Source organism: Rhizobium sp. 05N49, assembly GCF_056396805.1.
On sequence record NZ_JBFTME010000008.1, the window covers coordinates 39,823 to 66,152 of the forward strand.

Annotated in this window: 26 protein-coding genes; 10 read left to right on the plus strand and 16 right to left on the minus strand. The window is 61.6% G+C overall.

Annotated features, from left to right (window positions below):
* The 5 genes from AC1DF8_RS17320 to AC1DF8_RS17340 all read right to left on the minus strand — a co-directional run bounded on the left by AC1DF8_RS17320 (window position 1) and on the right by AC1DF8_RS17340 (window position 5,722).
* Window positions 1-1,119: a mandelate racemase/muconate lactonizing enzyme family protein gene (locus AC1DF8_RS17320; RefSeq protein ID WP_478154259.1), complete on the minus strand. Its 1,119-nt coding sequence runs from the start codon at window positions 1,117-1,119 to the stop codon at window positions 1-3.
* A gap of 8 nt (window positions 1,120-1,127) precedes the next feature.
* Window positions 1,128-2,651, minus strand: coding sequence for a sugar ABC transporter ATP-binding protein (locus AC1DF8_RS17325; protein WP_478154260.1), 1,524 nt, complete (start codon window positions 2,649-2,651; stop codon window positions 1,128-1,130).
* 1 nt (window position 2,652) lies between these two features.
* Entirely contained in the window at window positions 2,653-3,609 is a 957-nt protein-coding gene (locus AC1DF8_RS17330) for an ABC transporter permease (RefSeq protein ID WP_183879330.1), read from the minus strand.
* Window positions 3,606-4,625: an ABC transporter permease gene (locus AC1DF8_RS17335; RefSeq protein ID WP_112969613.1), complete on the minus strand. Its 1,020-nt coding sequence runs from the start codon at window positions 4,623-4,625 to the stop codon at window positions 3,606-3,608. Before AC1DF8_RS17335 ends, AC1DF8_RS17330 begins: the two co-directional genes overlap by 4 nt.
* 71 nt (window positions 4,626-4,696) lie before the next feature.
* On the minus strand, window positions 4,697-5,722 hold the full coding sequence (locus AC1DF8_RS17340) for a sugar ABC transporter substrate-binding protein (RefSeq protein WP_478154261.1): 1,026 nt from the start codon (window positions 5,720-5,722) through the stop codon (window positions 4,697-4,699).
* A gap of 148 nt (window positions 5,723-5,870) precedes the next feature.
* Between AC1DF8_RS17340 and AC1DF8_RS17345 the strand changes: the two genes are divergently transcribed.
* Both AC1DF8_RS17345 and AC1DF8_RS17350 read left to right on the plus strand, forming a co-directional pair.
* Window positions 5,871-6,860 carry an alpha/beta hydrolase gene (locus AC1DF8_RS17345; RefSeq protein WP_478154262.1) on the plus strand — a complete coding sequence of 330 codons (990 nt, stop codon included), beginning with the start codon at window positions 5,871-5,873 and terminating at the stop codon, window positions 6,858-6,860.
* Entirely contained in the window at window positions 6,832-7,845 is a 1,014-nt protein-coding gene (locus AC1DF8_RS17350) for a GntR family transcriptional regulator (protein ID WP_478154263.1), read from the plus strand. Before AC1DF8_RS17345 ends, AC1DF8_RS17350 begins: the two co-directional genes overlap by 29 nt.
* A gap of 12 nt (window positions 7,846-7,857) precedes the next feature.
* Here AC1DF8_RS17350 and AC1DF8_RS17355 read toward each other — a convergent pair whose 3' ends face one another.
* The 8 genes from AC1DF8_RS17355 to AC1DF8_RS17390 form a co-directional block, all read right to left on the minus strand.
* The gene (locus tag AC1DF8_RS17355) at window positions 7,858-9,153 is read right to left on the minus strand and encodes an amidohydrolase family protein (protein ID WP_478154264.1); all 1,296 of its coding nucleotides are present in this window, start codon (window positions 9,151-9,153) and stop codon (window positions 7,858-7,860) included.
* Between the two features lie 36 nt (window positions 9,154-9,189).
* Window positions 9,190-10,134 (minus strand): ABC transporter permease, encoded by a 945-nt coding sequence (locus AC1DF8_RS17360; protein WP_478154265.1) that lies wholly within the window; start codon window positions 10,132-10,134, stop codon window positions 9,190-9,192.
* Entirely contained in the window at window positions 10,131-11,180 is a 1,050-nt protein-coding gene (locus AC1DF8_RS17365) for an ABC transporter permease (RefSeq protein ID WP_478154266.1), read from the minus strand. The genes AC1DF8_RS17360 and AC1DF8_RS17365 overlap by 4 nt, the downstream gene beginning before the upstream one ends.
* Window positions 11,170-12,699 (minus strand): ABC transporter ATP-binding protein, encoded by a 1,530-nt coding sequence (locus AC1DF8_RS17370; RefSeq protein ID WP_478154267.1) that lies wholly within the window; start codon window positions 12,697-12,699, stop codon window positions 11,170-11,172. Before AC1DF8_RS17370 ends, AC1DF8_RS17365 begins: the two co-directional genes overlap by 11 nt.
* The gene (locus AC1DF8_RS17375) at window positions 12,696-14,144 is read right to left on the minus strand and encodes an amidase (RefSeq protein WP_478154268.1); all 1,449 of its coding nucleotides are present in this window, start codon (window positions 14,142-14,144) and stop codon (window positions 12,696-12,698) included. Before AC1DF8_RS17375 ends, AC1DF8_RS17370 begins: the two co-directional genes overlap by 4 nt.
* Window positions 14,145-14,156: 12 nt before the next feature.
* Window positions 14,157-15,143 (minus strand): BMP family protein, encoded by a 987-nt coding sequence (locus AC1DF8_RS17380; protein ID WP_113115528.1) that lies wholly within the window; start codon window positions 15,141-15,143, stop codon window positions 14,157-14,159.
* Between the two features lie 133 nt (window positions 15,144-15,276).
* The gene (locus tag AC1DF8_RS17385) at window positions 15,277-16,053 is read right to left on the minus strand and encodes an SDR family oxidoreductase (RefSeq protein ID WP_478154269.1); all 777 of its coding nucleotides are present in this window, start codon (window positions 16,051-16,053) and stop codon (window positions 15,277-15,279) included.
* Window positions 16,054-16,082: 29 nt separating this feature from the next.
* A complete protein-coding gene (locus AC1DF8_RS17390; protein ID WP_478154270.1) occupies window positions 16,083-16,973 on the minus strand; it encodes an aldose 1-epimerase in 891 nt (296 codons plus the stop codon).
* A 290-nt stretch (window positions 16,974-17,263) separates the two neighbouring features.
* Here AC1DF8_RS17390 and AC1DF8_RS17395 point away from each other — a divergent pair, with 290 nt between their 5' ends.
* The 6 genes from AC1DF8_RS17395 (at window position 17,264) to AC1DF8_RS17420 (ending at window position 23,614) form a co-directional block, all read left to right on the plus strand.
* A complete protein-coding gene (locus AC1DF8_RS17395; protein ID WP_018115414.1) occupies window positions 17,264-18,247 on the plus strand; it encodes an arabinose ABC transporter substrate-binding protein in 984 nt (327 codons plus the stop codon).
* 69 nt (window positions 18,248-18,316) lie between these two features.
* Window positions 18,317-19,822, plus strand: coding sequence for an L-arabinose ABC transporter ATP-binding protein AraG (gene araG, locus AC1DF8_RS17400; RefSeq protein ID WP_478154271.1), 1,506 nt, complete (start codon window positions 18,317-18,319; stop codon window positions 19,820-19,822).
* 17 nt (window positions 19,823-19,839) lie between these two features.
* Complete coding sequence (gene araH / locus AC1DF8_RS17405) at window positions 19,840-20,796, plus strand: L-arabinose ABC transporter permease AraH (protein ID WP_183742311.1); 957 nt, start codon at window positions 19,840-19,842, stop codon at window positions 20,794-20,796.
* Between the two features lie 105 nt (window positions 20,797-20,901).
* Entirely contained in the window at window positions 20,902-21,675 is a 774-nt protein-coding gene (locus AC1DF8_RS17410) for a FadR/GntR family transcriptional regulator (protein ID WP_029616509.1), read from the plus strand.
* Between the two features lie 135 nt (window positions 21,676-21,810).
* Window positions 21,811-22,515, plus strand: a complete 705-nt coding sequence (locus AC1DF8_RS17415; protein ID WP_113202280.1) for a GntR family transcriptional regulator — start codon at window positions 21,811-21,813, stop codon at window positions 22,513-22,515.
* A 157-nt stretch (window positions 22,516-22,672) separates the two neighbouring features.
* Complete coding sequence (locus AC1DF8_RS17420; RefSeq protein WP_478154272.1) at window positions 22,673-23,614, plus strand: dihydrodipicolinate synthase family protein; 942 nt, start codon at window positions 22,673-22,675, stop codon at window positions 23,612-23,614.
* 121 nt (window positions 23,615-23,735) lie between these two features.
* Here the strand turns inward: AC1DF8_RS17420 and AC1DF8_RS17425 are convergent, their stop codons facing one another.
* Together AC1DF8_RS17425 and AC1DF8_RS17430 are read right to left on the minus strand one after the other, a co-directional pair.
* Window positions 23,736-24,089 carry a helix-turn-helix domain-containing protein gene (locus AC1DF8_RS17425; RefSeq protein ID WP_018115408.1) on the minus strand — a complete coding sequence of 118 codons (354 nt, stop codon included), beginning with the start codon at window positions 24,087-24,089 and terminating at the stop codon, window positions 23,736-23,738.
* 49 nt (window positions 24,090-24,138) lie between these two features.
* Complete coding sequence (locus AC1DF8_RS17430; RefSeq protein WP_018115407.1) at window positions 24,139-24,339, minus strand: hypothetical protein; 201 nt, start codon at window positions 24,337-24,339, stop codon at window positions 24,139-24,141.
* 86 nt (window positions 24,340-24,425) lie between these two features.
* Between AC1DF8_RS17430 and AC1DF8_RS17435 the strand changes: the two genes are divergently transcribed.
* Window positions 24,426-24,977 (plus strand): GNAT family N-acetyltransferase, encoded by a 552-nt coding sequence (locus tag AC1DF8_RS17435; RefSeq protein WP_049800922.1) that lies wholly within the window; start codon window positions 24,426-24,428, stop codon window positions 24,975-24,977.
* Window positions 24,974-25,201: a hypothetical protein gene (locus tag AC1DF8_RS17440; RefSeq protein ID WP_113202282.1), complete on the plus strand. Its 228-nt coding sequence runs from the start codon at window positions 24,974-24,976 to the stop codon at window positions 25,199-25,201. Before AC1DF8_RS17435 ends, AC1DF8_RS17440 begins: the two co-directional genes overlap by 4 nt.
* Here AC1DF8_RS17440 and AC1DF8_RS17445 read toward each other — a convergent pair.
* Complete coding sequence (locus tag AC1DF8_RS17445; protein ID WP_478154273.1) at window positions 25,167-26,225, minus strand: LysR family transcriptional regulator; 1,059 nt, start codon at window positions 26,223-26,225, stop codon at window positions 25,167-25,169. The genes AC1DF8_RS17440 and AC1DF8_RS17445 overlap by 35 nt on opposite strands.
* Window positions 26,226-26,330 lie beyond the last annotated feature (105 nt).

A 26,330-nucleotide genomic window follows, 5' to 3' on the forward strand; every position in this document is an offset into this window, starting at 1 on the left:
CTACCGCCCTTGCGTGATTTCCGTGGTGAACTCGGCGACGCTGCGGGCCTTCACGGCATCCCAATCCCATTCGATGCCGATGCCAGGTTCGGAAGGGGCGACGGCGCGACCGTTTCGGATCTCCATGCCCTTGGCCGTCAGGTCGTCCAGCTGCGGAATGTATTCGACATATTTGCCGTTCTGGATGGCGCAGACCAGACTGACATGCAGCTCCATCAGGAAATGCGGGCAGACGGGGATATCGAAGGCTTCGGCCGCGTGCGCCACCTTCAGCCAGGGCGTGATACCGCCGATGCGGGCGACGTCGACCTGCACGATCGAGCAGGCGCCCTTCTGCATATATTCGCGGAAATGCCGGATCGAATAGAGGGATTCACCGACGGCGATCGGCGTCGGGGTCGAGCGTGACAGCCGGATATGGCCGTCGAGATCGTCGGCCGGCAGCGGCTCTTCGATCCAGGCGAGATCGAGTTCTCTCAGCCGCGCCGCGCGGCGGATCACTTCATCGACGGTAAAGCCTTGGTTGCAGTCGGTCATGATCTCGAAGCCATCGCCGAGCGCCGCACGCATTGCAGCCAGCCGGGCGTAGTCCTCGGCGCCGTGCGGCTTGCCGATCTTCACCTTCGAGCCGGAAAAGCCCTTGGCCTTCGCCTGCAGGGCGTCTTCGACAAGCGCTTCCTTCTCGATATGCAACCAGCCGCCTTCGGTCGTATAGAGCGGGCAGCTCTCCTTCGCGCCGCCGGCTAGCTTCCAGAGCGGCAGACCCTGCTTCTTTGCCCTGAGATCCCAGAGCGCGGTATCGACGGCGGCGAGTGCCAGCGCTGTTATCGCACCGATCGTTGTGGCATGTGTGGCAAATTCCAGCCTGTGCCAGATCGCCTCGATGCAATCGGCATCCTCGCCGATCAGGAGCGGGGCCAGATGGTCCGACAGAAGCCGCATGACGGAGGAACCGCCTGTCCCGATCGTATAGGAATAACCGGTGCCGGAAGCCCCGTCGGAATCGGTGATGGTGACGATTGGTGTTTCCTGGCTGACGAAGCTCTGGATCGCATCGGTACGCTTCACCTTCGGCGGCAGGTCCACCATGCGCAGTTCGATCTTTTCAATGCGGGCCATGGTTCCTCCTAGCTTGCCGTACGGGCCTGAGCGGGTTCGGCAGCGTGGATCGCCGACATGATGGCGCGGCTGGCCGTTTCATACTTGTGGTCGTTTTCATGTTCGTGGACGATCTTGAAATCGTGCATGACGAGAATGCGGTCGGCGAGCGCCACCATTTCCGGCATGTCGCTGGAGATCAGCAGGATCGCCATGCCCTTGTCGGCAAGGCCGTTGATCAGCTCATGGATATAGGCCTTGGCCTTGATGTCGATGCCGACGGTCGGCTCGTCGATGAAGAGGATATCGACATCGGCGGCGAGCCATTTGGCGAGCGAGACCTTCTGCTGGTTACCGCCCGAGAGGTTGCCGACGAGTTGTTCCAGGCTGGGTGTTCGGATTTCCAGCTGCCGGGCGAGCGGCGCGGCAGTCTTGCGCTCCTTGCCAGCGCCGATCAGCCCAAGGGTCGAGGCAATCCTGCCCCAGACGGTCATGGCGATATTCGAACGGATCGGATGGGCGAGAATGACGCCCTCGTGCTTCCTATCCTCGCTGACATAGCCCATGCGGAAGCGCTTGATCGCCTCCTCAACCGAGCGGATGCGGACGGCTTTGCCATCGATCACCACCGTTCCCGATGTCAGCTTGTCCTTGCCGATGACGGCACGGACAAGCTCGGTCCGGCCGGCGCCGACAAGGCCGTAGAGGCCGAGGATTTCGCCGCGATGAACCGAGAAATTGACATTGTCATGGCCGGCGGCGGTGGCGACATCACGCAACTCGAGTTTCGCCACCCCTTCCTGCGGCTTGCGTGAGCGCGCGATGACCGGGCGCTCAGCGCGGCCGATCATCGCCTCGATCAGCGTCTGCCGCGTCATGCCGGTCATCGGCGCACCGCGTAGCGTGGTTTCGCCGTCGCGCAGGACCGTGACCCGATCGCAAAGGCTCAAGACTTCCTCCAGCTTGTGGCTGACGAAGAGGATCGCCGTTCCCTGATCGCGCAGCTGTCGCACGAGGCGAAAGAGGATTTCAGTTTCGGCATCGGTAATCGATGCGGTTGGCTCGTCGAGCAGAAGTACCTTGGCCTGATGGCTGAGCGCCTTGGCGATCTCCACCATCTGCATCTGGGCGACGCTGAGGCGTCGCACCTCCGTTGCCGGATCGACGTCGAGGCCGACCTTGCGCAGATGCATGCGCGCCTCTTCATTGGCGCGGCGGAAATCGACGAGGCCGTTGCGAACCGGCAAGCTCTCCAGAAGAATGTTCTCCGCCACTGAGAAGCGCGGAATGAGGTTGCGTTCCTGGTGCACCGCGGAAATGCCGAGCGCGATCGCGTCGCGCGGCGAGGCAAGTGACAGCGGCATACCATCGAACGTGACTGTCCCGCTGTCTGGCCGGTGGACGCCGGTGATGATCTTGATCAGCGTCGATTTGCCGGCGCCGTTTTCGCCCATCAGCGCGTGTATCTCGCCGCCGTTGAGGGTCAGCGATGCATTGTTGAGCGCCCGCACGCCCGGGAACGATTTGCCGATCCGGTCCAGAATGAGTGCCATCTCAATCCTCCCCGACCCGGATCGCCCGGTAGCGATTGATCCAGACGGCGGCAAGGATCAGCGCACCGAGCAGGAAGGTGACCCAGTAGGGATCGACCGCCAGCAGCACCATGGCATTCTGGATCAGCCCGACCAGCAACACGGCGATGAGGGTGCCGAGAATGGAGATGGAGCCGCCGGCAAGGCTGGCACCGCCGATGATCGGTGCCGCAAAGGAAATGACCACCCAGTCCGCGCCGATCGTCGGCTGGGCAGAGCCGAGCTGGGCGACGGCCAGCACACCGGCGGTCGCGGCCAGCAGGCCTGACACGACATGGGCCATGATGGTGGCGCGGGCGACCGAAATGCCCGAAAGTTCCGCCGCATGGGCATTGCCGCCGACCGCCAGCATGTAGCGGCCCTCGACCGTGCGGGCAAAGAAGATGACGAGCAGCACGGTCACCAGCAGCGGCACGATGAGCAGGAGCGGAAAGGGTCCGAAACGGCCGTTGCCGAAGGCGACGAAGGCAGGCGATAGATTGTAGAAGGGGATGGCCTTGGTTATCCCGAGATTGATGCCGGCAAAGGCCGATCCCGTCGCAAGTGTCACGATGAAGCCGTTAATGCCGGTCCTCACCGTCAGCCAGCCATTGATAAAGCCGGCAAGGCCGCCGAAGACGATGCCGATGCCGATGGCGACGATCGCCGGCAGGCCCCAGACATCCATCAGTCCGCCGGTAACGACGGCGACGAGACCGCCGAGCGCGCCGACCGAAAGGTTCATCTGGCCGACGCCCAGCATGACCATCTGGCTGAAGGCGACGAGCAGCGAAACGCAGATGCTGCGCAGCATGACGAACCAGTTGAATTCGGTCATGAAGGCAGGCGAGGCGAAGGAAAGTGCAATACCGCCGGCAATGACGCCGACAAGGATGCCGGACCATTGCGTGCGCGCTGCGAAGGAAAGCAACGTTTTCATGCGCGCCTCGTCTGTTCGCGGATGGCGAGTTTGGCGCGGTAGCGCTCGAAGAGGATGGCCGAGAGCAGGAAGACGCCAAGGAAGAGCTGCAGCCAGAAATTCCCGACCTGCAGCACAAGCAGGCCGCTGCGGATGGTGGCAACCAGCAGTGCTCCGAGGATCGTGCCGATCACTGATACCATGCCGCCGGCAAGTGCGGTGCCGCCGATGACGGGAGCGAGGAAGGAGGGCAGCAGCCAGTCGTCACCGGCAACGGCGGGCATGGCGGCCGAAAGCCTCGATGTCAGCATCAATGCGGCAGCGCCGGCAAGCACACCCGAGAGGACATGCACGAAGATCGTGATCCGCCCGACCGGAATACCGGACATTTCCGCCGTGCGCGCATTGGCGCCGACGGCGAGAATCTGCCGGCCGAGAACCGTATGCTTGAAGAGAATGTAGAGCAGGGCACCGATCAGGAGGGCAACGATTGCGAGCGACGGCACTGGGCCGACGCCGCTACGCCCGAAGGCGCCGAAGGTTGCCGGCAGGCCGTTTAGTGGCACGCCCTTGGTGAAGATCAGCATGCCGCCGGAAAACAGGCTGGCGCTCGCAAGCGTCACGATGAAGCTGTTGACGCCGGTCTTGACGATCGCCAACCCATTGAGCGCGCCGAGCAAACCGCCGAAGGCGAGCGTGAGCAGGATCGCGACAGGAATAGGCAGGCCGGCCGCCTGCATGAGATAGCCGGCAATCATGACGCAGCAGACGCCGATCGCACCGACGGAAAGGTTCATGCCGCCGGTCGCCAGCACCACCATCTGGGCGAAACCGACGACGACGTCGATCGCGACCGAGCGGCCCATGGAATTCAGGTTGAAACGCGACAGGAAGCCGGGCGCCAGGCTGGTGAAAACGAACCACAGGATCAGAAGGATGATCAGCAGGCCCAGCTGCGCGGGTCCTCTGGTCAGCAGTCCCAGCAGGCTGTGTCTGCCTGCATCGGGGACGGGACTATCATTGTCGATGGGTGCCATGCGCTCGGACGACCGGTCTCGTGGAATAGGAATGGTTGGGCGCGGGGTGGATGGTCCCCGCGCCGCTCCTCTTACTTGCAGGAAAGGTAAGTGTCCTTGAAGCTTGCCTGCAGCTTCTTCGTCAGCGCCTTCAGATCGTCCTTGTAGCTGTCGACGTTCTTGGCGGAGATCAGCAGCGTGCCGGAATCGACGAAATGCGCAGTCTGCGGCGTGGCGATCCACGGGGCATCGGCCTTGACGCTGCAGCCGCCGGCCATCTGGTCCAGCGCATAGGCGCCGATATAGGCCTGACCATAAGGGTTCTGCGCCATGGTGCCGGCGACGAAGCCATCCCGGATTCCATCGAGGATGATCTTGTCGTCATCGATGCCGACGAGTTTGATCTTTTTGTCCCCGAGGTTCTTGAGCGCGGTCGCAGCCACGACCGAGGAAATATAGCCGGTCGCGATCAGCCCGTTGATTTTGTCTTTCTGCGCGGCAAGCAGGGCATTGATCTTCTGGTCGCCCTGTTCCTGGCTGTCGGTATCGCCGACGGTCTGCAGCAGGGTCACGGCGCCATTCGTTTCGGCGACGGCCTTTTCGACCGCCTTGACACGCAGCGTCGTGTTCGGATCGACGAGCAGGCCGGCAAGATGGACGATCGTGCCCTTGCCGCCCATCGCCTCGATCAGTGCCTTGGTCCCAAGGTAGGCCGATTGCGAAACGTCGGTTGCCAGGCAAAGGCCGACATCGGTTGGATCCTGCGCGCAGCCGCCGAGCGCGACCGAGGGAATGCTGTTGCTCTTCATTTCCGACAATATGGCGTTGACGCCGACCGCGTCACCCGGAAACACGCCGAAGCCGTTTGTTCCTTGCGCCGCGAGGCTCTCCAGAAGCTCGGTCTGGGCCTCGAGCTTCCATTCGCTCGGCACTTTGTATTCGACCGCGGCAATGCCGAAATCCTTGGCGGCATCGGCGGCGGCCTGTTCCCAGGGCGCAAAATAAGGGTGCGGACCGCCGGGAACCAGGGCGATCTTGTTGTCCGAGGCGAAAGCGCCGAGCGGCGCAAGTGCCACAGAGCATGCAAGGCCTGCAGCAATGAAACTGCGAATTGTCATGACATCCTCCCGTTTGGGCAAGCCAGTCCTCTTCCAGCATTGCCATACCCAATCGCTAACATGATCGAATATCGCATGCAATATTCGATCATTGACTTTTTTGTCATCTTCCGGTTCCATCTCGGCAGGCAATCGGCGGGAGGAGTTGATGAAGCCGCAAGAAAACCAGGCCCCGGTCGATCGATCGAGGCTTCTGCCGGAATATCGAACCCTGCTGGAGGAGATCGACGCATTGGGCGGGCCGGCTCTGGAAACGCTTTCGCCCCAGGAAGCGCGTGCCGATTCCGAGGTTCGGCTGGCGCTTCTTTGGGGGGCAAAGGACGAGGTTGCGGGTATCGAGAACCTCGAAATCCCAAACGGTGAAATGAAGCTGAAGGCAAGGCTCTACCGCAGGTCCGACGCCAGGCGGACCATCCTCTTCTTCCATGGCGGCGGCTGGATGGTCGGCAGTATCGAAACCCATGACGGGCCGGTGCGCACGCTGTGCAATGCGGCGCGTGCCAATGTGCTCTCGGTCGAATATCGCAAGGCGCCGGAGGCGCCGTTTCCGGCGGCATTGGAGGATGCCGAAGTGGCACTCCTGTGGCTTCGAGCAAAGGGAGAGGCACTCGGGCTTGATGCAGAGAGCCTGATCCTTGCAGGCGACAGCGCCGGCGCCAGCATCTGCGCATCCCTGGCAATCCGGGCGCGGGATCTCGAAATCCCGCTTGCCGGTCAGGTTCTGGTCTATCCGGCGACCGACCTCGCAGGCACGACGGCGAGCCGGGCTGAATTTTCGAACGGTTTTTCGCTGCAGCAGTCGACGATGATCTGGTTTGCGGAAAACTATCTCTCTGGCGGCACGCCGCCTTCCGATCCGCGTGTTTCGCCGCTGCTTGCCGCCGACCTCTCGAACCTGGCGCTGACCCTGCTGATTACCGCCGACCATGATCCGCTGCGGGACGAGGGCCGTGCTTATGCACAGCGTTTGATTGCCGCCGGAAATGACGTCTGTTACGAGGAGTGGCAGGGAACCATCCACGGTTTCTTCATCATGGATCGCGCAGGCAAGACCGCCCGCAAACTGATCGGGCACATCGGGGAATGGGCAGAGAGCCTCTGGAAGAGACATGACGATGCCGAGCGAGGTGGAGACTGAAGCCGCCGCTGCGGTTCGGTCGGAGCCCATCTACCTGACGATCTATCAGGTTCTTCGAGACCATCTGGAACGGCGCGTTCTGACGCCGGGCCTCGTTCTCGGCCAGGCGAATGTCGCGCGCGCCTTCAATGTCAGTCGTATTCCGGCCGGTATTGCGCTGGGGCGACTCCTGGGGGACGGCCTTATCCACACCTTCGAAGGGCGCGGCTACATCGTACCGGGCGGCGAGCCGCAGCGCGGGGACCTTTTTGCTGCGGGCCTCGACCTGCCTCGTTCACTCACGGTGCCGGTGGTCAATCGCCGGGAACAGATCTACCCGGAAGTCGAGCATGCCGTCGCCGTCTGTCTTGCCTACGGCCGCTTCCTGTTGAACGAGACCGCACTTGCCCAGCACTATGACGTCAGCCGCACCATCGCCCATGAAGTGCTGACACAGCTTGAGCGCAGCGGCGTCATCGAGCAGGACAGCAATAACCGGTGGTACGCCGGACCGCTCAGCGCCAAGGTTTTCCGCCACCATTACGACATGCGCCGTCTGCTGGAACCGGAAGCTTTGCGCCAGGCCTATCCCTTGCTCGCGAAGACGGACCTGAAGGAACGCAGGCAAAGGCTTGTTACCCTCGGTCCCTACCCGCAGGCGCCGGAAAAGCTGGAGCAGGCGGAAGCAGATCTGCATCTGGACTCGCTTGCGCCTTGCCCCAACACGGTACTTCTTTCCGCCGTGCGCCGAAGCCAGCGTGTCCTCATCGCCACCCACTCGACCTTCGCCAAGCTCCGCACCAAGGAAGAGATTTCGATGATGATTTCGGAGCATACACGTGTCTATGACGCGTTGCTCGCCAACGATATCGAGAAGGCCTGTTCAGCACTTTCCGATCATCTTCGCCGGGCGCTCGATCCCAACCTGAAGATCCTCCAGCACCTGCCCACCATGCCTTCCGGCCTGACGCCGCCTTACCTGATCCAGGTCAAGGGAGAGCGCTGATCGCTTGCGCCATCATGGGCTCGGGATGATCGGCGCGTAAGCTGCGCCATCGACCGTTGCCGGGCGCCCGGCAAGGCTCAATTCGGCAATACGCGGCGCCGAGCGGGCAATGATCTTGCCGCGGCGAATGACGGTCAGCCGGTTCGCCTTCAGCCTGAGCGCTTCCACCGGATCGCGCGCCTGCAGGATGACGAGGTCGGCATTCCCACCCTTTTCCAGGCCGTAGCCTTCGAGGCCCATGGTTTTTGCCGAATTGACTGTCAACGCATCGAAGATCTTCTTCTTGTCCTCGATGCCGGCCATTTGTGCCACATGGATCGCCATATGGCCGACCTCCAGCATGTCGCCGGAGCCCATGGAATACCAGGGGTCCATCACGCAATCATGGCCGAAGGAGACATTGAGGCCGGCTTCCATCAGTTCGCGCACCCGTGTCATGCCGCGCCGCTTCGGGTAGGTGTCGTGGCGTCCCTGCAGCATGATGTTGATGAGCGGATTGGGGATGACGTTGATCTGAGCCTCCGCCATCAGCGGAATGAGCTTGGAGACGTAATAATTGTCCATCGAATGCATGGAGGTCAGGTGCGAGCCGGCAACCCGGCCCTGCAGGCCGAAGCGCACCGTCTCGGCGGCAAGCGTCTCGATATGACGCGACATCGGATCGTCGGTCTCGTCGCAATGCATGTCGACGGGCAGGCCACGATCGGCGGCGATGCGGCAGAGTGCTGCGACCGAGGCTGCGCCATCGGCCATGGTGCGCTCGAAATGCGGAATGCCACCAACGATATCGAGACCCATGTCGAGCGCGCGGTTCAGGGCGTCAACGCCGCCGGGCGAACGATAGTAACCATCCTGCGGGAAGGCGACGAGCTGCAGGTCGAGATATGGAGCGACCTTCTCGCGCACCTCGATCAGTGCCTCGGCGGTCACCAGCCTGGGATCGCTGGTATCGACATGGCTGCGGATGGCGAGAAGCCCCTGCGAGACAGCAAGATCGCAATAGCGAAGCGCCCGCTCCACCAGGGCTTCGCGGGTGAGGATCGGCCGCAGTTCCCCCCAGAGCGCGATGCCTTCGAGAAGCGTGCCGGAGCGGTTCATGCGCGGCAGGCCGAGCGAGAGCGTTGCGTCCATGTGGAAATGCGGATCGACGAAGGGTGGGCTGACGAGCTGGCCGGTCGCATCGATTTCCTCGCCGGCACTGGCCTCGATCTTCGCCGCCACCTCGACGATTTTGCCCTTCTCTATGGCGATGTCGATGCCCATGCGGCCATCGGGAAGATTTGCGTTTCTGATGATCAGGTCAAACATGGCGGCACCGGTCTGTTGTGGTTCTGAAGGATGGGATCACCGCTCGCCGCGGCGATAGGGCTGCATCAGCGCCTGCGGCACGCGGGCGCGTCGCGCCATCACGGCAAGAGCTGCGATCGACAGGAGATAGGGCGTCATCAGGAAAAGCTGATAGGGCACGACCCCGCCGAACACCGTCTGCAGCCGCAGCTGGAAGGCATCGAAGAAGGCAAAGAGCAGCGCGCCGAGCAGGGCCCGGCCGGGCCGCCACGAGGCGAAGACGACGAGCGCAATGGAAATCCAGCCGCGCCCCTGGACCATGGTTGGGAAGAAGCTGTTGAAGGCAGAGAGCGTCAGAAAGGCGCCGCCGACCGCCATCAAGGCGCTTCCGGCAATGATTGCACCATAACGGATCCGGATCGGATCTATGCCCTGCGCCTCGGCGGCATGCGGGTTTTCGCCGGTCATGCGGATCGTCAGGCCAAGTGGCGTTCGGAAGATCAGATAGCCCATCGCGAGTGCCAGGAAGATCGCCAGATAGGTCGGCGCCGTCTGTGCAAAGAGCGCAGGGCCAAGGAAGGGCAGGCCGGAGAGGACGGGAATATCGATCGGCTGGAAGGGCACGATCGTCGGCGGTGTGCCGGCAAGCGGCACGACCAGGCGGAAAATGAAATAACTGAGGCTGGCGGCAAAGAGCGTGATGCCGAGGCCCGTGACGTGCTGCGACAGGCCAAGCGTGACGGTCAGCAGCGCATGCAGCAGACCGAAGACCGCGCCGGCAAAGGCTGCGACCAGAAGGCCGGTCCAGAGATCGGCGCCATGAAAGACCGCGAGCCAGCCGATCATCGCCCCGAAGGTCATGATGCCTTCGATGCCGAGATTGAGCACGCCCGCTCGCTCGCAGAGCAGCGCGCCGAGCGTGCCGAAGATCAGCGGCGTGGCGATGCGCAGCACGGCGGCCCAGAGGCCTGCAGAGGAGACAATGTCGATCAGAGCCATCATCTGCGGATCCTGTATTGGGTGAAGAACAGGGCAATCAGCATGGTGAGCAGAGAGACGGCAACGGTCACGTCGGCAATATAGGTCGGTATGCCGAGCGCCCGGCTCATGCCGTCGGCGCCGACGAACACCGTGGCGGTGAAGAGGGCCGCGGCAATCACGCCGATCGGGTGCAGGTTCGCGAGCATGGCGACGATGATGCCGGAATAGCCGAAGCCGGGCGAGAGATCGGTCGTTACATAACCCTTGACGCCCATCACCTCGATCGCACCGGCGAGACCCGCGAGACCGCCGGAAAGGCATGCGACTTTCACCAGCGTCATACCAAGCGGAACGCCGGCAAAGACGGCGCCGGCAGGATTGAGACCGGCGGCGCGCGAACGCAGACCGAAGACAGTGCGCGACTGAAGAAAATATACGGCAAATGCAATGACGATGGCGATGATGAAGCCGACATGCAGCCGTGAGCGCGCCACCAGTTTCGGCAGCAGAGCATGATCGCTGACCGGCATGGATTGCGGCCAGCCGAAGGCGAGCGGATCCTTCAGGACGCCATCGATCAGCATGGAGACGAAGAGAAGGGCGACAAAATTCAACAGCAGGCTGGTGACCACTTCATCGACCGAAAAGCGCAGCCGCAGCCAGAGCGGAACAAGGATCAGCACCATGCCGGCAACGGCGCCCGCGACCAGCAAAGCAGGGATGAGAAGTACCGCCGGCAGGCCTGCCAGGAGCTTGGAGCCAAGTGCGGCAACTGTGATGGCGCCAAGATAGAACTGGCCTTCGGCGCCGATATTCCAGAGCCGGGCGCGGAAGGCGACAGCTGCGGCAAGGCCGGTCAGCATCAACGGCGTCGCTCGCGTCAGCGTCTCCGTCGCCGAAAGCCGCGTGCCGAAGGCGCCGGTCAGAATGCGCCAATAGGCTTCGAAGACAGGGGCGCCTGCGAGCGCAATCAGAATCCCGGCAATGGCGAGTGCGGCGATGACGGCACCGACAGGCGCTGCCACGACCAGGTAGAGCGGACGGTGGTCGCGACGTTCAAGACGCATGCTGGGCCTCGGACATCCATTCACCTGACATCATCAGGCCGAGTTTTCGGGGATCGGCACTTTGTGCATCGATAGGGGGCGACAGGCGCCCCTTGACGATCGCCTGGATGCGATCGGCAAGGCCGATCACCTCGTCCAGATCCTCCGATATCAGAAGCACGGCCGTGCCCTCCTTGCGTGCCTGCAATATCCGGGCATGGACGGCGGCGACCGCGCCCTCGTCGAGCCCACGTGTCGGCTGCGCGGCAATCAGGATCTTCGGCCTGTCATGCAGGTTGCGCCCAAGGATCAGCTTCTGCATGTTGCCACCAGACAGAAGCCGCGTGCGCGTCGAGGGTCCGCCGCCGCGAATATCGAACTCCGCGATGATCTCCTGGGCAAAGGCCATGCCGGCCTTGCGGTCGACCAGCCCATGGCGAGAGAAGCGCGGCGAGGCGATGCGCTCCAGCACGGCATTTTCCCAGACCGCGAGTTCGCCGATCGCCCCTTCCTTATTGCGGTCCTCCGGAATGCGGCCGATGCCGGCATCGATGAGACTTTCGACACTGACGTCGGTGACCGGCTGTCCGAAGAGCATGATATCGCCGCGGCTCCAGCCCACCAGTCCGCTGACGAGATGGCTGAGTGTCGCCTGGCCATTCCCGGAGACGCCGATAATGCCGAGTGTCTCGCCGGCATGGAGCTGAAAGCTGATATCTCTCAGCCGCTCCTGGCCGCCGTCAGTGACGGTGACGCCGACAGCCTCGAAAACGACCGCGCCGGGCGTAGACGCTTCGCGCACCGGGCGCGTCACCCGGCGGCCAACCATGAGTTCGGCGAGTTCCGCCTTGCTGGTCTCGCCGGTCCGCCGCTCGGCGACCACCTTTCCGCCGCGCAGCACGACGACGCGGTCGGCTGCACCGATCACCTCGTCAAGCTTGTGAGAAATGAAGATCAGCGACAGGCCCTGCCGGGCCATTTCCCGAAGCGTCTGGAAAAGGCGCTCGGCCTCGATATTGGTCAGCACCGCCGTCGGCTCGTCGAGGATGAGAATTCGGGCATCGTTATAGAGCGCCTTGAGGATTTCGACGCGCTGCTGCTCGCCGACCGAGAGGTCGCCGAGCCGGGCATCGGGGTTGACGCCGAGGCCGAAGCGGGAGGCGATGGAGAGAAGCCTGGCGCGGCCGGCCGTTCTCTCCGATTTGAAGGACCAGAGTTTTTCCGTCCCCGTCATGACGTTTTCGAGAACGGTCAGGTTGGGCGCCAAGGAGAAATGCTGGTGCACCATGCCGATGCCGGCGCGGATCGCCGCACGCGGCCGGCCGGCCGGCAATTCGCTGCCTTCGATATGGATCGTTCCTGCATCCGGCACATAATGACCGAAGAGGATGCTCATGAGCGTCGTCTTGCCGGCACCGTTTTCGCCGAGCAGGGCCAACACTTCGCCCTTGGCGAGGCTCAGCGAAATATCGTCATTGGCCTGGATTGCGCCGAAACGCTTGCTGATATTGTCAAGCTGGAGCACGGGAGCTGACGTCATGAGGCAAGTCCCGCAATGGCATGGGGGTGGATCCAACGTTGCTCTGCTTCCAGCCGCGAGGCAAGGGCAAGCAGCAGTGGTTCGCGGCCCATCGGTGCCAGCAATTGCACAGGCAGCGGCATTCCGTCCGCATCGCTTCCAAAAGGCAGTGTCAGCGCCGGAAAGCCGGAAATATTGGCAAGACAGGCAAGTGGCGCAAAGCGCGCCATGCGGTTCAGATGCAGGTCGGTATCCTGATGATCGGTCGGGAAGGAGCCGATCGGCCGAGGGGCTGTCGCAAGCATCGGCGTCAGCAGGCAATCGATATCGTCGAACAGGTGCCAGACGTCATGGCTGACATGCGGCATGGTGCTGAGGCTTTGCCAGAGCGCAGTCGGCGCAAGTCTGGCCCCGCGCACCGCAAAGGCTGCCGTCAGAGGTTCGGCCTTCGAGAGGTCAAGATGGAAGCTATCGACGAGCCATGCCAGATTGATTGCTATGATATCGGCGAAAATGACGGCACTCGCGATGATGCTTGCTTCAAGCCGCTGCCATTCCACGATGACGATCTCATGTCCGTCCCCCTCGAGGCCGCGGGCCGCGGCCTCTACGGCTTGCTGTCGTGCAGCCTCGGTCGGAAAGTCGCTGCCGGTATCCGTTAGCAGGCCGATGCGCAGGCGGGGTCTTTCGCTCCTGTCGAGCGCCGGCTCCGGGTAAGGTCCGGCGGGTTTTCCATGAAGCGCGTCGAAGATAGCACCGGCATCGCGGACCGAGCGGCAGACTGCCAGCTCGCTGGCGAGGCCGCCGAGATGATTGCCGAAGCCCGGCCCGCCCGGAATGGCGCCGCGGCTGGGCTTCAGGCCGATTAGGCCACAACAGGCGGCGGGCACGCGAATGGAACCACCGGCATCCGTTGCGTGGGCAATCGCCACGATACCGGCAGCAACCGCAGCGGCAGCGCCGCCCGAAGAGCCGCCCGCGGTACGGGAGGGGTCAAGGGGATTGCAGCAGACGGGTCCGCGCATGGGTTCGCTTGCGAGGGAGAGGCCGACTTCCGGGCTGGTGGTGAGACCGAAGAGGCTGAAACCGGCCTGACGAAAACGATCTGCCAGATCGGAATCGGCAGACGGATCGAGCATGTCGTCGAAGAGATGCGAGCCGGCGCGAACCGGAAGACCCTTGAACGGGCCGCCGAGATCCTTGGCAAGCGTTGGCACGCCGGCAAACGGCCGGACGGAGAATATGGCGGGATTGTTTCGATATTCGCGATCAAGCGCGGCGGCATTCGCGAGGCCCAGATCTTCGTCGAGATGACAGATCGCGCCCAGCGCATCCTTCGCCCTGGCGGCGGAAATCGCAGCCTTCATCGCTTCGGTGCAATCAAATGCACCGGTCCCGATCCGGGCGGCGAGCGCAATCGCGTCGCCGCCCGGTATAGAGCCCTTGCTTTTCTCAATCCCGTTCATGCAGATGCCGGCTTACTTCGGCTCCTCGGGCATGATCGGAACCTCAAAGGCGCCGGACTTGATGGCGGCGCGCTTGGCCTCCATCGCCGCTTCGGCGTCGGCCGGTGCGACACCCTTGACGTAGACGATATCGCTGCCGCCTTCCTTCATCAGGCCAAAGCGGGTGTAGTTGTTGCCGGTCGGCTTGCCAGCCTTCACATCGGCGATCGCGGCATTGAGGATCGGCCGGAAACCCCAGATGGCATTGGCAAAGACGGTGTCGGGATAACGCGGCGTATAGTCGATCAGCGAACCGACCGACTTGATGCCGCGCTCCTTGGCAGCGTCTGCCGTGCCGATGCGCTCGCCGAACAGGATGTCGGCGCCGGCATCGATCTGGGCAAGGCCGGCCTCGCGCGCCTTCGGCGGATCGAAGAAGGTGCCGATGAAGGCGACGAGGTGCTTGGCATCCGGGCGGACTTCCTTCACGCCGGCAGCAAAGGCATTCATCAGCATGTTGACTTCCGGGATCGGCAGCGCGCCGACCGAGCCGACAATGCCCGACTTCGTCATCTTGCCCGCGAGCATGCCGGCAAGATAGGCGCCGTCATGGTTCCAGGTGCCGAAGACGCCGAAATTGTCGCCCGACGGCTCGCCGCTGGAGCCCAGCATGAAAGCGGTCTTCGGATAGTCGGCGGCAACCTGGCGGGCTTCGCGCTCGACGGCATAGGCCTCGCCGACGATGAGGGCGTTGCCCTGCTCGGCATATTCGCGCATGGCACGCGGATAGTCGGTGCCCGAAACGCCTTCGGAGAAGACGTATTCGATCACGCCTTCCGAAGCGGCGTCCTGAAGGGCCTTGTGCAGACAGGAGTTCCAGGCATTTTCTACAGGCGAGGCGTGAATGCCTGCAACCTTCAGTTTTTCCTGCGCCCAGAGCTTGGGTGCAAAGGCGGTTGCACCGAGTGCCATGCCAGAGGCAAGCACCGTGCGGCGAGACATAATGATCTGATTTTTCATGAGTTCCCCTCTTTTTTACCAGATGGATAAAACTCTATGGATCGCCCAAAATTGTGTCAAGTAATGCTGCTGCGCAAAAACTAGACAATAGATGTGAGCGGCTGCACTCTGAGGCCACGGAGAGGGGCCGCTCCTATTGGTGCTGCATGACGCTCAAACCGCCATCGATCGTCAGGCAGGTGGCGTTCATGAAGGTGCACTCATCCGAGATCATGAAAACCGCCGCCATGGCGATTTCCTTCGGCGTGGCGATGCGACCGCCCGGATGCAGTTTCATGGTCTCAGCCTTTGCCTTTTCGGGATCGGCAAAGCCGTTCCAGTAATCGATGACCTTCTGGGTCGAGACGTAGCCGGGCGCGATCGCGTTCACACGCACGTTTTGAGACGCATATTCGATGCCGAGGGACTTGGTCATGCCGAGAAGCGCATGTTTGGCGAGAGGGTAGGGGAAGGTGTGGGGAATGATGGTGAAGGCGTGGGTCGAGGCGATATTGAGGATCACGCCACCACCTTCTGCGATCATCTGCGGCAGCACTGAGCGGCAGCAGTGCCAGGCACCCTTGAGATTGATGTCGAAGCATCGCTGCCACTCGTCGTCTGTCGTCTGCAATGGTTCGGCAAAGACATTGACGCCGGCATTGTTGACGAGGGCATTGATGCTGCCGATGTCGCTTGCCGCTTTTACAACGGCCGCCTTGATCGCATCGCCATCAGTGATATCGGCTGCCTGGTAACCGAGCACGGCCCCCTTTGCAGCAAGGGCGGCAGCGGTTTCCTCGAGCAGCTTTTCATCGCGGTCGACGAGGAAGAGGCGGGCATCCTCGGCCGCGAATGCCTCGGCGATCGCCTGTCCGATCCCCTGGGCGGCACCCGTGATGAAGACCCGTTTTCCGGAAAGGCGGTTTGGCATCGTCTGTTTCCTCCTTATGCGCGTGATAATCAGCCGATTTCCTGTGGCTGCAGACGGATCGAGCCCGCGAGGCTTTCGCCTGGCCGCAGGACGGTGAGGTCGCCGAGACCAGGAAGATTGTGCCCGTTGGCAAGATGCGACATGGGCTCGAAGCAGAAATAGTCCCCGCGAAATCCCGGGTCGAAACGCTCGTCCGACAGGAAGAGGACGGCGTGGCGGAAGATCGGGTCGGCCGTCAGGTCGAGCACTGTTTTCGTCTCGGGCCAGGTGATGCGCGCCGTACCGTTCCAGCCCTCGAATCCATTGTTGATCCAGCGCTGCGGCAGTACGGCTGCCCGCGAGAAATCAAGATCCGCGGGGATTTCGGCGGGCTCGCCCGGCAGCCAGCTCTCCGCTTCGGTCCAGAAGCGATCGGCCTTTGCCAGAAGCGTCGTGCGCTCGCTCAGCGGAAAGAAGGGATGCCAGCCAAGCCCGAAAGGCAAGGCTTCGTCGCCGGTATTTTCCACCCGCATGCAGAGTTCCAGCTCGTCTGCCGTCAGTGCGAAGCTCTGCTCTGCCTGGTAGCTATAGGGCGTGCCGTCGGCTCGATGACGAAAAGCAATCCGCGCGTTGCTGCTATCCCTGGAAAGAAGGTCCCATTCCGCCAGCCAGCCATCGCCATGCAAGTAATGCGGATCCCAGTCCCTGTTCGGCCGCAGGCTGTAGTCGTGCCCCTTGAATGTGAAGCGGTTGCCTCTCACGCGATTGCCAAAGGGCACGAGCGGATAGCAGGCAGAGGAAAGTGCATCGGCATTATCGGCCGCCGGCCGCAGAAGCGGGATTGTCAGGCCGTCCCGCAGCCAGGAATAATGAAGGAGCAGGCCGCCTGTCGTAGAAATGCGGGCCGAAAGCGCGCCGCCCTGCAAATCGATGATGGCCATGAAGCGACGTCTTCTCCGCGAGATCGAGGCTGATCCGGACTGTGGCGGCACCCTATTATCGGTCACTCGAATGTCAATATATATAGGATTTATTTTCGGGCTCAGAGATGGTCAAGAGCCTGTTTCCCGCCAATTTATCGATCAACGGCGCCGCGTCGGAGACTTCAACTGCCTTTTCACCCGCGAAATCGCAGAAATAATCATACACAAATATTGACTGGTATGATGTTTGTTCATATTCAGTAGTCGCTGCCGAGTGAGCGGCAGATCAAGATTTAGGGAGAGAGATTATGCGCTTCTTCAAAGCAGCCGTCCTCGCTGGCGCCTTTGCCGTTCTGGCCGCCGGCTCCGTATTGGCGGAGGATGTCAAGATCGGTTTCATCGTGAAGCAGCCGGAAGAGCCGTGGTTCCAGGACGAATGGAAGTTCGCCGACCAGGCCGCCAAGGAAAAGGGTTTCACCGTCGTCAAGATCGGCGCCGAAGATGGCGAGAAGGTCCAGTCGGCGATCGACAACCTCGGTGCGCAGGGCGCCCAGGGCTTCATCATCTGCACGCCTGACGTCAAGCTCGGCCCCGGCATCGTCGCCAAGGCTGCCGCCAACCAGCTCAAGCTGATGACGGTCGACGACCGCCTGGTCGGCGCCGATGGCAAGCCGCTGGAAGACGTGCCGCACATGGGCATTTCCGCTACCAAGATCGGCGAAGGCGTGGGCCAGGCGATCGTCGATGAAATGAAGAAGCGCGGCTGGGACATGAAGAATGTCGGCGCGATCCGCGTTTCCTACGATCAGCTGCCGACCGCCGTCGACCGCGTCGAAGGCGCGATCTCGGTTCTGAAGGCTGCTGGCTTCCCGGCCGAAAACATCTACGACGCGCCGCAGGCAAAGACGGATACGGAAGCAGCGCTCAACGCTGCGACCACCGTTCTCAACAAGCATGCCGACGTGAAGTACTGGATCGCCTTCGGCCTCAATGACGAAGCGGTTCTCGGCGCCGTGCGCGCATCGGAATCGGTCGGCATTCCCGCCGACAACATGATCGGCGTCGGCATCGGCGGTGCGGAATCGGCAATCAACGAGTTCAAGAAGCCGTCCGCAACCGGCTTCTTCGGCACGGTCATCATCTCGCCGAAGCGTCACGGCTATGAAACCGCACTCAACATGTATGACTGGATCGCCAACGGCAAGGAGCCGGAAAAGGTCACGCTGACCTCGGGTTCCCTCGCTCTGCGTGGCGACTACGAAAAGGTTCGCAAGGACCTCGGCATCGAATAATCATCCTCCGATGATGATTTCATCCCGGCGGCGCTATCCGCCGCCGGGCCTATTCTCGACGGAGCGATGATGGCCTTCCTCGAATTCAATTCCATTTCCAAGGGCTATCCGGGCGTCCAGGCTCTGTCCAACGTCTCCTTCGGTGTCGAAAAGGGCGCCGTGCACGGGCTGATGGGCGAAAACGGTGCCGGAAAATCCACTCTGATCCGCGTGCTCTCCGGCGACCAGTCGGCTGATGAAGGTAGCATTCTCATCGATGGCGTCGAGCAGAAATACAACTCCGTCCGCGATGCCTTCCATGCCGGCGTCATCGTCATCCATCAGGAGCTGCAGCTCGTTCCAGAGCTGACGGTTGCCGAAAACCTCTGGCTCGGCCGTTTTCCCGCCAAGGCCGGTGTGATTAACGGCAGGACCCTGATCGAGACGGTGCGCGCCAGGCTGGATGAGATCGGCATCGATGTCGACCCTTCCGCAAAAGTCTCTTCTCTTTCTATCGGCGCCCGCCAGATGGTCGAGATTGCCAAGGCCGTGATGCTCGATGCGCGGGTGATCGCGCTCGACGAGCCGACCTCGTCGCTCTCCTCGCGCGAAAGCGAAATTCTCTTCACGTTGATCGGCAAGCTCAAGGCCAAGGGCACGGTCATCCTTTACGTCTCCCACCGCCTCGACGAGATCTTCCGTCTCTGCGACAGCCTGACGGTACTGCGCGACGGCAAGCTCGCCGCCCATCATCCCAAAGTCGCCGAGACGACGCGCGAGCAGATCATTGCCGAAATGGTCGGGCGCGAGATCAGCAACATCTGGGGCTGGCGCGAGCGGCCGCTTGGCGAGGTGCGCCTCGAGGTCAAGGCTCTCTCGGGCTCCAAGCTTCGCACACCCATCAGCTTCTCCGCCCGCAAGGGCGAAATTCTTGGTTTCTTCGGCCTGATCGGTGCGGGTCGAAGCGAGATGGCGCGGCTGCTCTATGGTGCCGACCATCGCCATCAAGGCAGCGTCACAATCGACGGCGTGGCCGTTTCCCCCAACAACCCGAAGGCGGCGATCAGCGCTGGCATGGTGCTCTGCCCGGAGGATCGCAAATTCGACGGCATCATTCAGGGCCGGTCGATCGAGGAGAATATCGCCATCTCCTCGCGTCGCCATTTCTCGCCCTTCGGCGTCTTGAACCCGAAGAAGGAAGCCTCGGTCGCCGAGCAGTTCATTGCCAAGCTTCGGGTGCGCACACCCTCGCGCAAGCAGGACATCATCAATCTCTCTGGCGGCAACCAGCAGAAGGTCATCCTCGGCCGCTGGCTCTCCGAACAGGGCGTCAAGGTGCTTGTTATCGACGAGCCGACACGCGGCATCGATGTCGGCGCCAAGTCGGAAATCTATGAAATCCTCTACGAACTCGCCGCCGGCGGCATGGCGATCGTCGTCATCTCCAGCGAGTTGCCCGAGGTCATGGGCATTTCCGATCGCATCATGGTCATGTGCCAGGGCCGCGTCGCCGCCAGTGTGGCGCGCGCCGATTTCGACGAACGCAGCATTCTGACCGCGGCGCTGCCCGACAAGAATGCCGCCGGCACAATCTAGTTTCAGGAAGAGCAGTCATGAACGCGTTGAAAAAAATCCTTCTCGGCGAACAGGGTCTGGTGGTGATCTTCGCGATCGCCTTCGTGATCGTCTCGCTGACCGTGCCGAGCTTCCTGACCGAACGCAATATGCTGGGCCTCCTGCAGTCTGTGGTGACGATCGGGATCGTTGCCTGCACCATGATGTTCTGCCTTGCCTCGCGCGACTTCGACCTCTCGGTCGGCTCCACTGTCGCCTTTTCCGGCATGATCGCCGTGATGGTGTCAAACTCGACCGGCTCCATTCCGCTCGGCCTGCTGGCAGCCCTGGTCTGCGGCAGCATCGTCGGCGTCGTCAATGGCGTGGTCATTGCCCGCTTCCGCATCAACGCGCTGATCACGACGCTCGCCACCATGCAGATCGTCCGCGGGCTCGCGCTGATCGCGTCCGATGGGCGCGCCGTCGGCATCAATGATCCGGCCTTCTACCAGCTGGCGTTGTCGCGTTTCCTGACGGTGCCGACGCCGATCTGGATCATGATCCTGCTCTTCATCGTCTTCGGCTTCGTGCTGAACCGCACCGTCTTCGGCAAGAACACGCTGGCGATCGGCGGCAATCCGGAAGCTTCGCGCCTTGCCGGCGTCAATGTCGTCAACATGCGTATCTGGATCTTCGCGCTGCAGGGTCTCGTCTGCGCCATCGCCGGCATCCTTCTCGCATCGCGTATCACCTCCGGCCAGCCGAATGCGGCCACCGGGCTTGAGCTTTCCGTCATCTCGGCCTGCGTGCTCGGCGGCGTGTCGCTTGCCGGTGGACGGGCGGCGATGACTGGCGTGATCGTCGGCGTGCTGATCATGGGCATTGCCGAAAACGTCATGAACCTGCTCAACATTCAGGCCTTCTATCAATATGTGGTACGTGGCCTTATTCTGCTGATCGCCGTCCTGCTCGACAATATGCGCTCGTCGGCTGCCGGGCGCGGCAGCCGTGCGTGATGATCGGATTTCTTGGGAGAAGCCTGCTGAGCCTGAGGTTGTCCATTGATGAGAAAGCATGACGCTGCTCATGGTGACAACAAGACCAGCGGTATGGGGGACGTTATGAGCACGCGATCGGGACTTCTGCGAACGGGAAGTGCGGTGGCCAAACCCGAACAGGGACGCCGCACGGTGCGCGAGGAGCTTTTGAAGAAGCTCATCGGCCAGATCGTGTCGGGCGATATTGCCGAAGGATCGTTGTTGCCGAATGAAGCCGAGCTCTCCGAGGTCTATGGTGTCAGCCGCACCAGCCTGCGCGAGGCCATGCAATATCTCTCGGCGCTCGGCATGGTCCGCTCGCGCACTCGTGCCGGCACCAGCGTGCTGCCGCGCGAGAACTGGAACTATCTCGATCCGTTGGTCCTCGATGCGACACTCGAATTCAGCGATGACCGCGGTTTCTACGATTCCCTGCTCGACGCTCGCCAGTTGCTGGAGCCCGCGGCTGCCGCACAGGCGGCTGCGAACGCCACAGCCAAGCAACTCGCCCAGATCGCCGCAGCCTTCGAGGACATGGTGGCGGCCAACGCCCGCGATAATGAGGCCTGGAGCCAGGCCGACCTCGAATTTCATACCGCCATCATCAATGCGAGCGGCAACTGGGTCTTCCGCCAGTTCGCCACCGCCATCCGCGCCGCGCTGCTTGCAAGCTTCCGCCTGACGAACCGGGCAAGCCAGAGCCACGACTACGCCATCGCCCGGCACCAGGACGTGCTCGATGCGATCCGCATGCGCCGGCCAGATGCGGCGCGCTTTGCGATGGAGCAATTGATCGGCACGGCCCGCATGGAATTGAGCGACGCTCTTCGGGTCAGCAAGCCGGGCAAACAGGAGTAGGTGCTGACGCATCACCCCGGCAAAGGAACATTCAAAATTCCGTCTGCCGACAGAAAGTATATAGTGTTTGAAGTCGCCCGACGGATTCGCTAGTAGACGGGTATAAACTCGGCTGCTTGAAAGGAAAACCGAAGCGTGGACGAGATCGAAAAACTGCAAACGCACCGGCGCGGCTCCGGCGTATCGACGGTTTACGAGACGCTTCGAAACGAGATCATCGAGTTAAAGCTGCCGCCGGGCAGCCCGATCGACGAACAGCAGTTGTCCGATCGGTTTGCGCTATCGCGAACACCGATCCGCGAGGCACTCGTACGGCTTGCCGCCGAGGGCCTGATCACGACGCTCACCAACCGCGCGACGATCGTCTCGAACATCGATTTTCTCGGCCTGCCGGAATTTTTCGATGCGCTGACGCTGATGTATCGCGTGACGACGCGGCTTGCAGCTGCCAACCACTCCGAAGGTGATATCGCCGTCATCCGCGTTCAACAGAAGGCCTTCGAGATTGCGGTCACCGACCGCGATGTCCTCGGCATGATTTCGACCAATCGCGACTTCCATATTGCGATCGCGCAGGCCGGCCGCAACCGCTATTACGTCGAACTCTTCACCCGGCTGCTGGACGAAGGACGTCGCATTCTCAGGCTCTACTATTCTTCCTTCAACGATGTCCTGCCGCGCCAGTATGTCGGCGAGCACGAGGAGATGATCCAGGCGATCATCAAGCGCGACCTGGCGCTCGCCGATAGTCTCGCATCTGCCCATGCCGACCAGATCGTCCGGCAGATTCGCTCCTACATTACCGCCGATTCCCGCCACAATGCCGGCCTGGCGCTCTAGCCGCTCCCTTCCGGTTATTCCCCGCCGCCGGAACCGACCCAGGTCACGGTTATGAAAATTCTTGTTTGTATTTTTCTTGTCGACAAGAAGTCGGCAAACTGTTAAATCCCTTCTGAACCCCGCCATTGGGGAGTTTCCAGAGAACGAGAGATTGACGATGACTGGTTCCGTATTCCAAGGCTGCATCCCGGCGCTGATGACGCCCTGCAAGGATGACCGTACCCCTGACTTCGACGCGCTCGCCCGCAAGGGCAAGGAATTGATCGACCTCGGCATGTCCGCCGTCGTCTATTGCGGCTCGATGGGCGACTGGCCGCTGCTGACGGACGAACAACGCCAGGAGGGCGTTAAGCGCCTCGTCGAGGCGGGCGTTCCCGTCATTGTCGGCACCGGTGCCGTCAATACCAAGTCTGCCGCAGCCCATGCCGCCCATGCCGCGGCGGTCGGTGCCAAGGGACTGATGGTCATTCCGCGCGTCCTGTCGCGTGGCTCGTCCGTTTCGGCCCAGCGGGATCATTTTTCGGCGATCCTGGAGGCTGCGAAGGGCCTTCCGGCAGTCATCTACAATAGCCCTTATTACGGCTTTGCAACGCGCGCCGATCTGTTTTTCGATCTGCGCTCGCGCTTCTCGAACCTCGTCGGTTTCAAGGAGTTCGGCGGCAAAAGCGACATGACATATGCGGCCGAAAACATCACGTCGGGCGATGATGCGCTGACGCTGATGGTCGGTGTCGATACCGGCGTCTATCATGGTTTCGTCAATTGCGGCGCAGGCGGCGCCATCACCGGCATCGGCAACGCGCTGCCGAAGGAAGTCCTGCACCTCGTTTCGCTTTGCGAGAAGGCCGCCAAGGGTGACGCAGTGGCTCGCAGCGCCGCCCGCGAGCTCGAAGAGGCGCTGACGGTTCTGTCGACCTATGACGAAGGTCCGGATCTCGTGCTGCACTACAAGTATCTGATGGTGCTGAATGGCGAGAAGGAATACACGCTGCACTTCAACGAGACCGACAAGCTGAGCAACTCGCAGCGCCGTCATCTCGAAAACCAGTATCGCCTGTTCAAGAGCTGGTACGCAGCACGTCATCCGAACGCCGCCTGAGCCTGCCGGGAGTGCCGGAGGCCCCGCAGCTTCCGGCGAGGCCAAAACGGGCGGCGCCCTGTCAGGTGGGCGTCGCACCGGCGGCAAATGAACTGACCTTGGTCAGGCCGCTTAATGCCGGTCAGTTTGCCACATCGCTGGCGGCCAGGGAGTGGACCAGCATCGTCAGATTGCGTCGGATCTTCACATCGGAGATCCGTCCGATTTCTTCCACGAGATGGGCTGCCTCGTCCTCGACGCCAGCGCCCGCCTCCGTTTCGACGCCGTTGACGAACCAGCCGGCATCCACCTTCATGAAGTCGCATAGCCGCAGCATGACTGCGACGGACAGTCGGTTTGTACCATTCTCGTATTTCTGGATCTGCTGAAACGCGACGCCGATATGCGCGGCGAGTTCGCTCTGCGTGACGCCGCGAGCGGCGCGCACCGAGCGTAATCTTTGGCCGATCGCCAAATTCAGTTCCTGATCTTTCATACCTGTCCTTGAGAATACTTCCGTCGACTGCAGGTCTTTCGGGCTCTCTTTACATGATCGGCTTTTGAGGTCCACCTCCATCTGTCAAAAGCGTCAGTTGTTCTTTGAGTTGCCGTTGTTCTGTTTCGGAAAGCCGCGCAATCTCATTTTCGACGAAGCTCGCAATGGCCCGCGGGTCGTCGCCAAACCGGCGTGCCCCTTCCGCACAGAGCGCAATAATGGTTGCCATAGGACTGGCAGGGTCCGTCATATTTGAAATCCCCCCTGAAATCTTCGTCCTTCGCGCAGCACGCGTTCTGCGGTTGAAGTGGGTTGTACAGACAAAGAGGCGGACCGATGGTGAACAAGTATCCTAATCTTCGATGCCAAGTCGCAACGACCCCGGATCATGTTCGGGATGCGATGATCTTGAGAAGCATATGCTTTGTCCATGAGCACGGTATCTCGCCCTCCTTCATCTTCGATGGCAATGATCATCAGGCCACGCATTTCGTCTTTTATGATGGCGAAGAGCCGGTTGGTTCGCTTCGCATCCGTTGGTTCGCTGATTTTGCCAAGTATGAACGAACCTGCTTCCGCGAAAAGTACCGACACCCTTTTACGGTTAAGCGTTGCATTCAGATGACCTTCGATCATGTGGCGCGCAAGGGCTATACGAAGGTTCTGACCCAAGCGGAGCAGCGTCTTGCACGGCTGTGGACCATCCTCTTCGACCTGGAGATCGTCGACAGCCCGCCGGTGGAAATCGCCGGCCATCCGGAGCCCTATCTGACCGTTGTCGGCACGATCCCCGCATCATCTGATCCGATTACCATGGAAAGCAGCAGCGCCCTGCTGTTGCGCGTCGAAGGTCAATGGGACGCCCCAAGTTCGTTTGAGACAGCATGACAATGGCAGGTTTTGGCAATGCGGGCGACAGGTCCGCAACGGCTGCGCTACAGGAAGAAATCCTGACGCGCACGAAACTCCACACCGAAATGGTGCGTCGTCTCATCAATGATCCGACCGTACAGCCGATTGAGCTGGCCGGCTTCCTGGAGGACGTCGCGAATGCCTATCTTTCGATTTCGGAAGAGCTCACCCAAATTGTGAAGGCGGCGGAGGGGCGATAGTTTCGAGCATCTTGCGCAGGCTCTCTTCCTGCTCATGCTGCCCGGACGGGAAGGTCAGGCCGGTGCTGAACGACGGATTGCTCCTGAAGATCTCGACAATCCAGTCATAGACGGCGGCCACCGGCCTGGATTGCCGTCGATTGGCAACCGAGATCAGATAGATGGGCAGGGCGACATGCACGCCGAGGTCAAGCGGCACGAGTTCAGGATCTGCAAGCACGTAATTGCCGAGCAACCCCACGCCGGCGCCGTTACGGACGAGAGCAAAATAGGCGAGCGAATTTTCGCAATTGTGCGTCTGGTGGCCGGCTTCGACAAGGCGGCGCCAGCCATCCCAGATCTCCCGTTCGGAAGCATAATAGTTGCACTGCACGTAGACATGCTGGGAAACGAACTGGCGCTGCGGAACCCCGGATTTCTTCAGATAATCACGGCTGGCAATCGGAACGAGATGAAGAGTGCCAATCTCGACGCAATCGACATCCGCCCGCGAAATCGGCGAGAGCGAGATCATCAGATCGGCCTGGTTCTTCTCGAAGTTGACGAGCGACACCTGTTCCCGGATGTCGAGGTTGAGCCGGGGATAGTTGTCGTTCAGACGGGGCACGGCGGGACCGACGATGGCGACGGCAAGGCCGGATGTTACGCTGACGGCAACCCGTCCGGTAACGGCGTCCATCTCGTCCTTCAGGTCGTTGGAAAGGGAAAACAGCTGGAAATCAAGCTCTGCAACCTGGATGGCGAGCTTGCGCCCGGTTTCCGTCAGCGTGACGCCGGAAAAGGTCGAGATGACGAGCTGCGAACCGATCTGGTCCTGGAGGCGCTTCACGTCGCGACTGACGGTCGGCGCACTCGTGCCGAGCAGCTCAGCTGCTTGAGCAAAGGAAGGGCTTTTGGCGACCGCCAGAAAGGTTCTGAGCTCGCGCCAGATTGGCCGCGAAAGCAGACCCCTGATTTCGAGTGGCGATTTATCCAGGTCGGCACGTTCGCTGCCGAATGGAAGAGGAGGGAAGGGTTTGTTCACGACCGGCTCGCGTATTAGTGGAGGCGCAACAATATACTTAATCTGGGATTACGGGCAATTGTTGAAGAATCGCAGCTTATCGGTGCGCCGGTCGCCGTTTGGTGG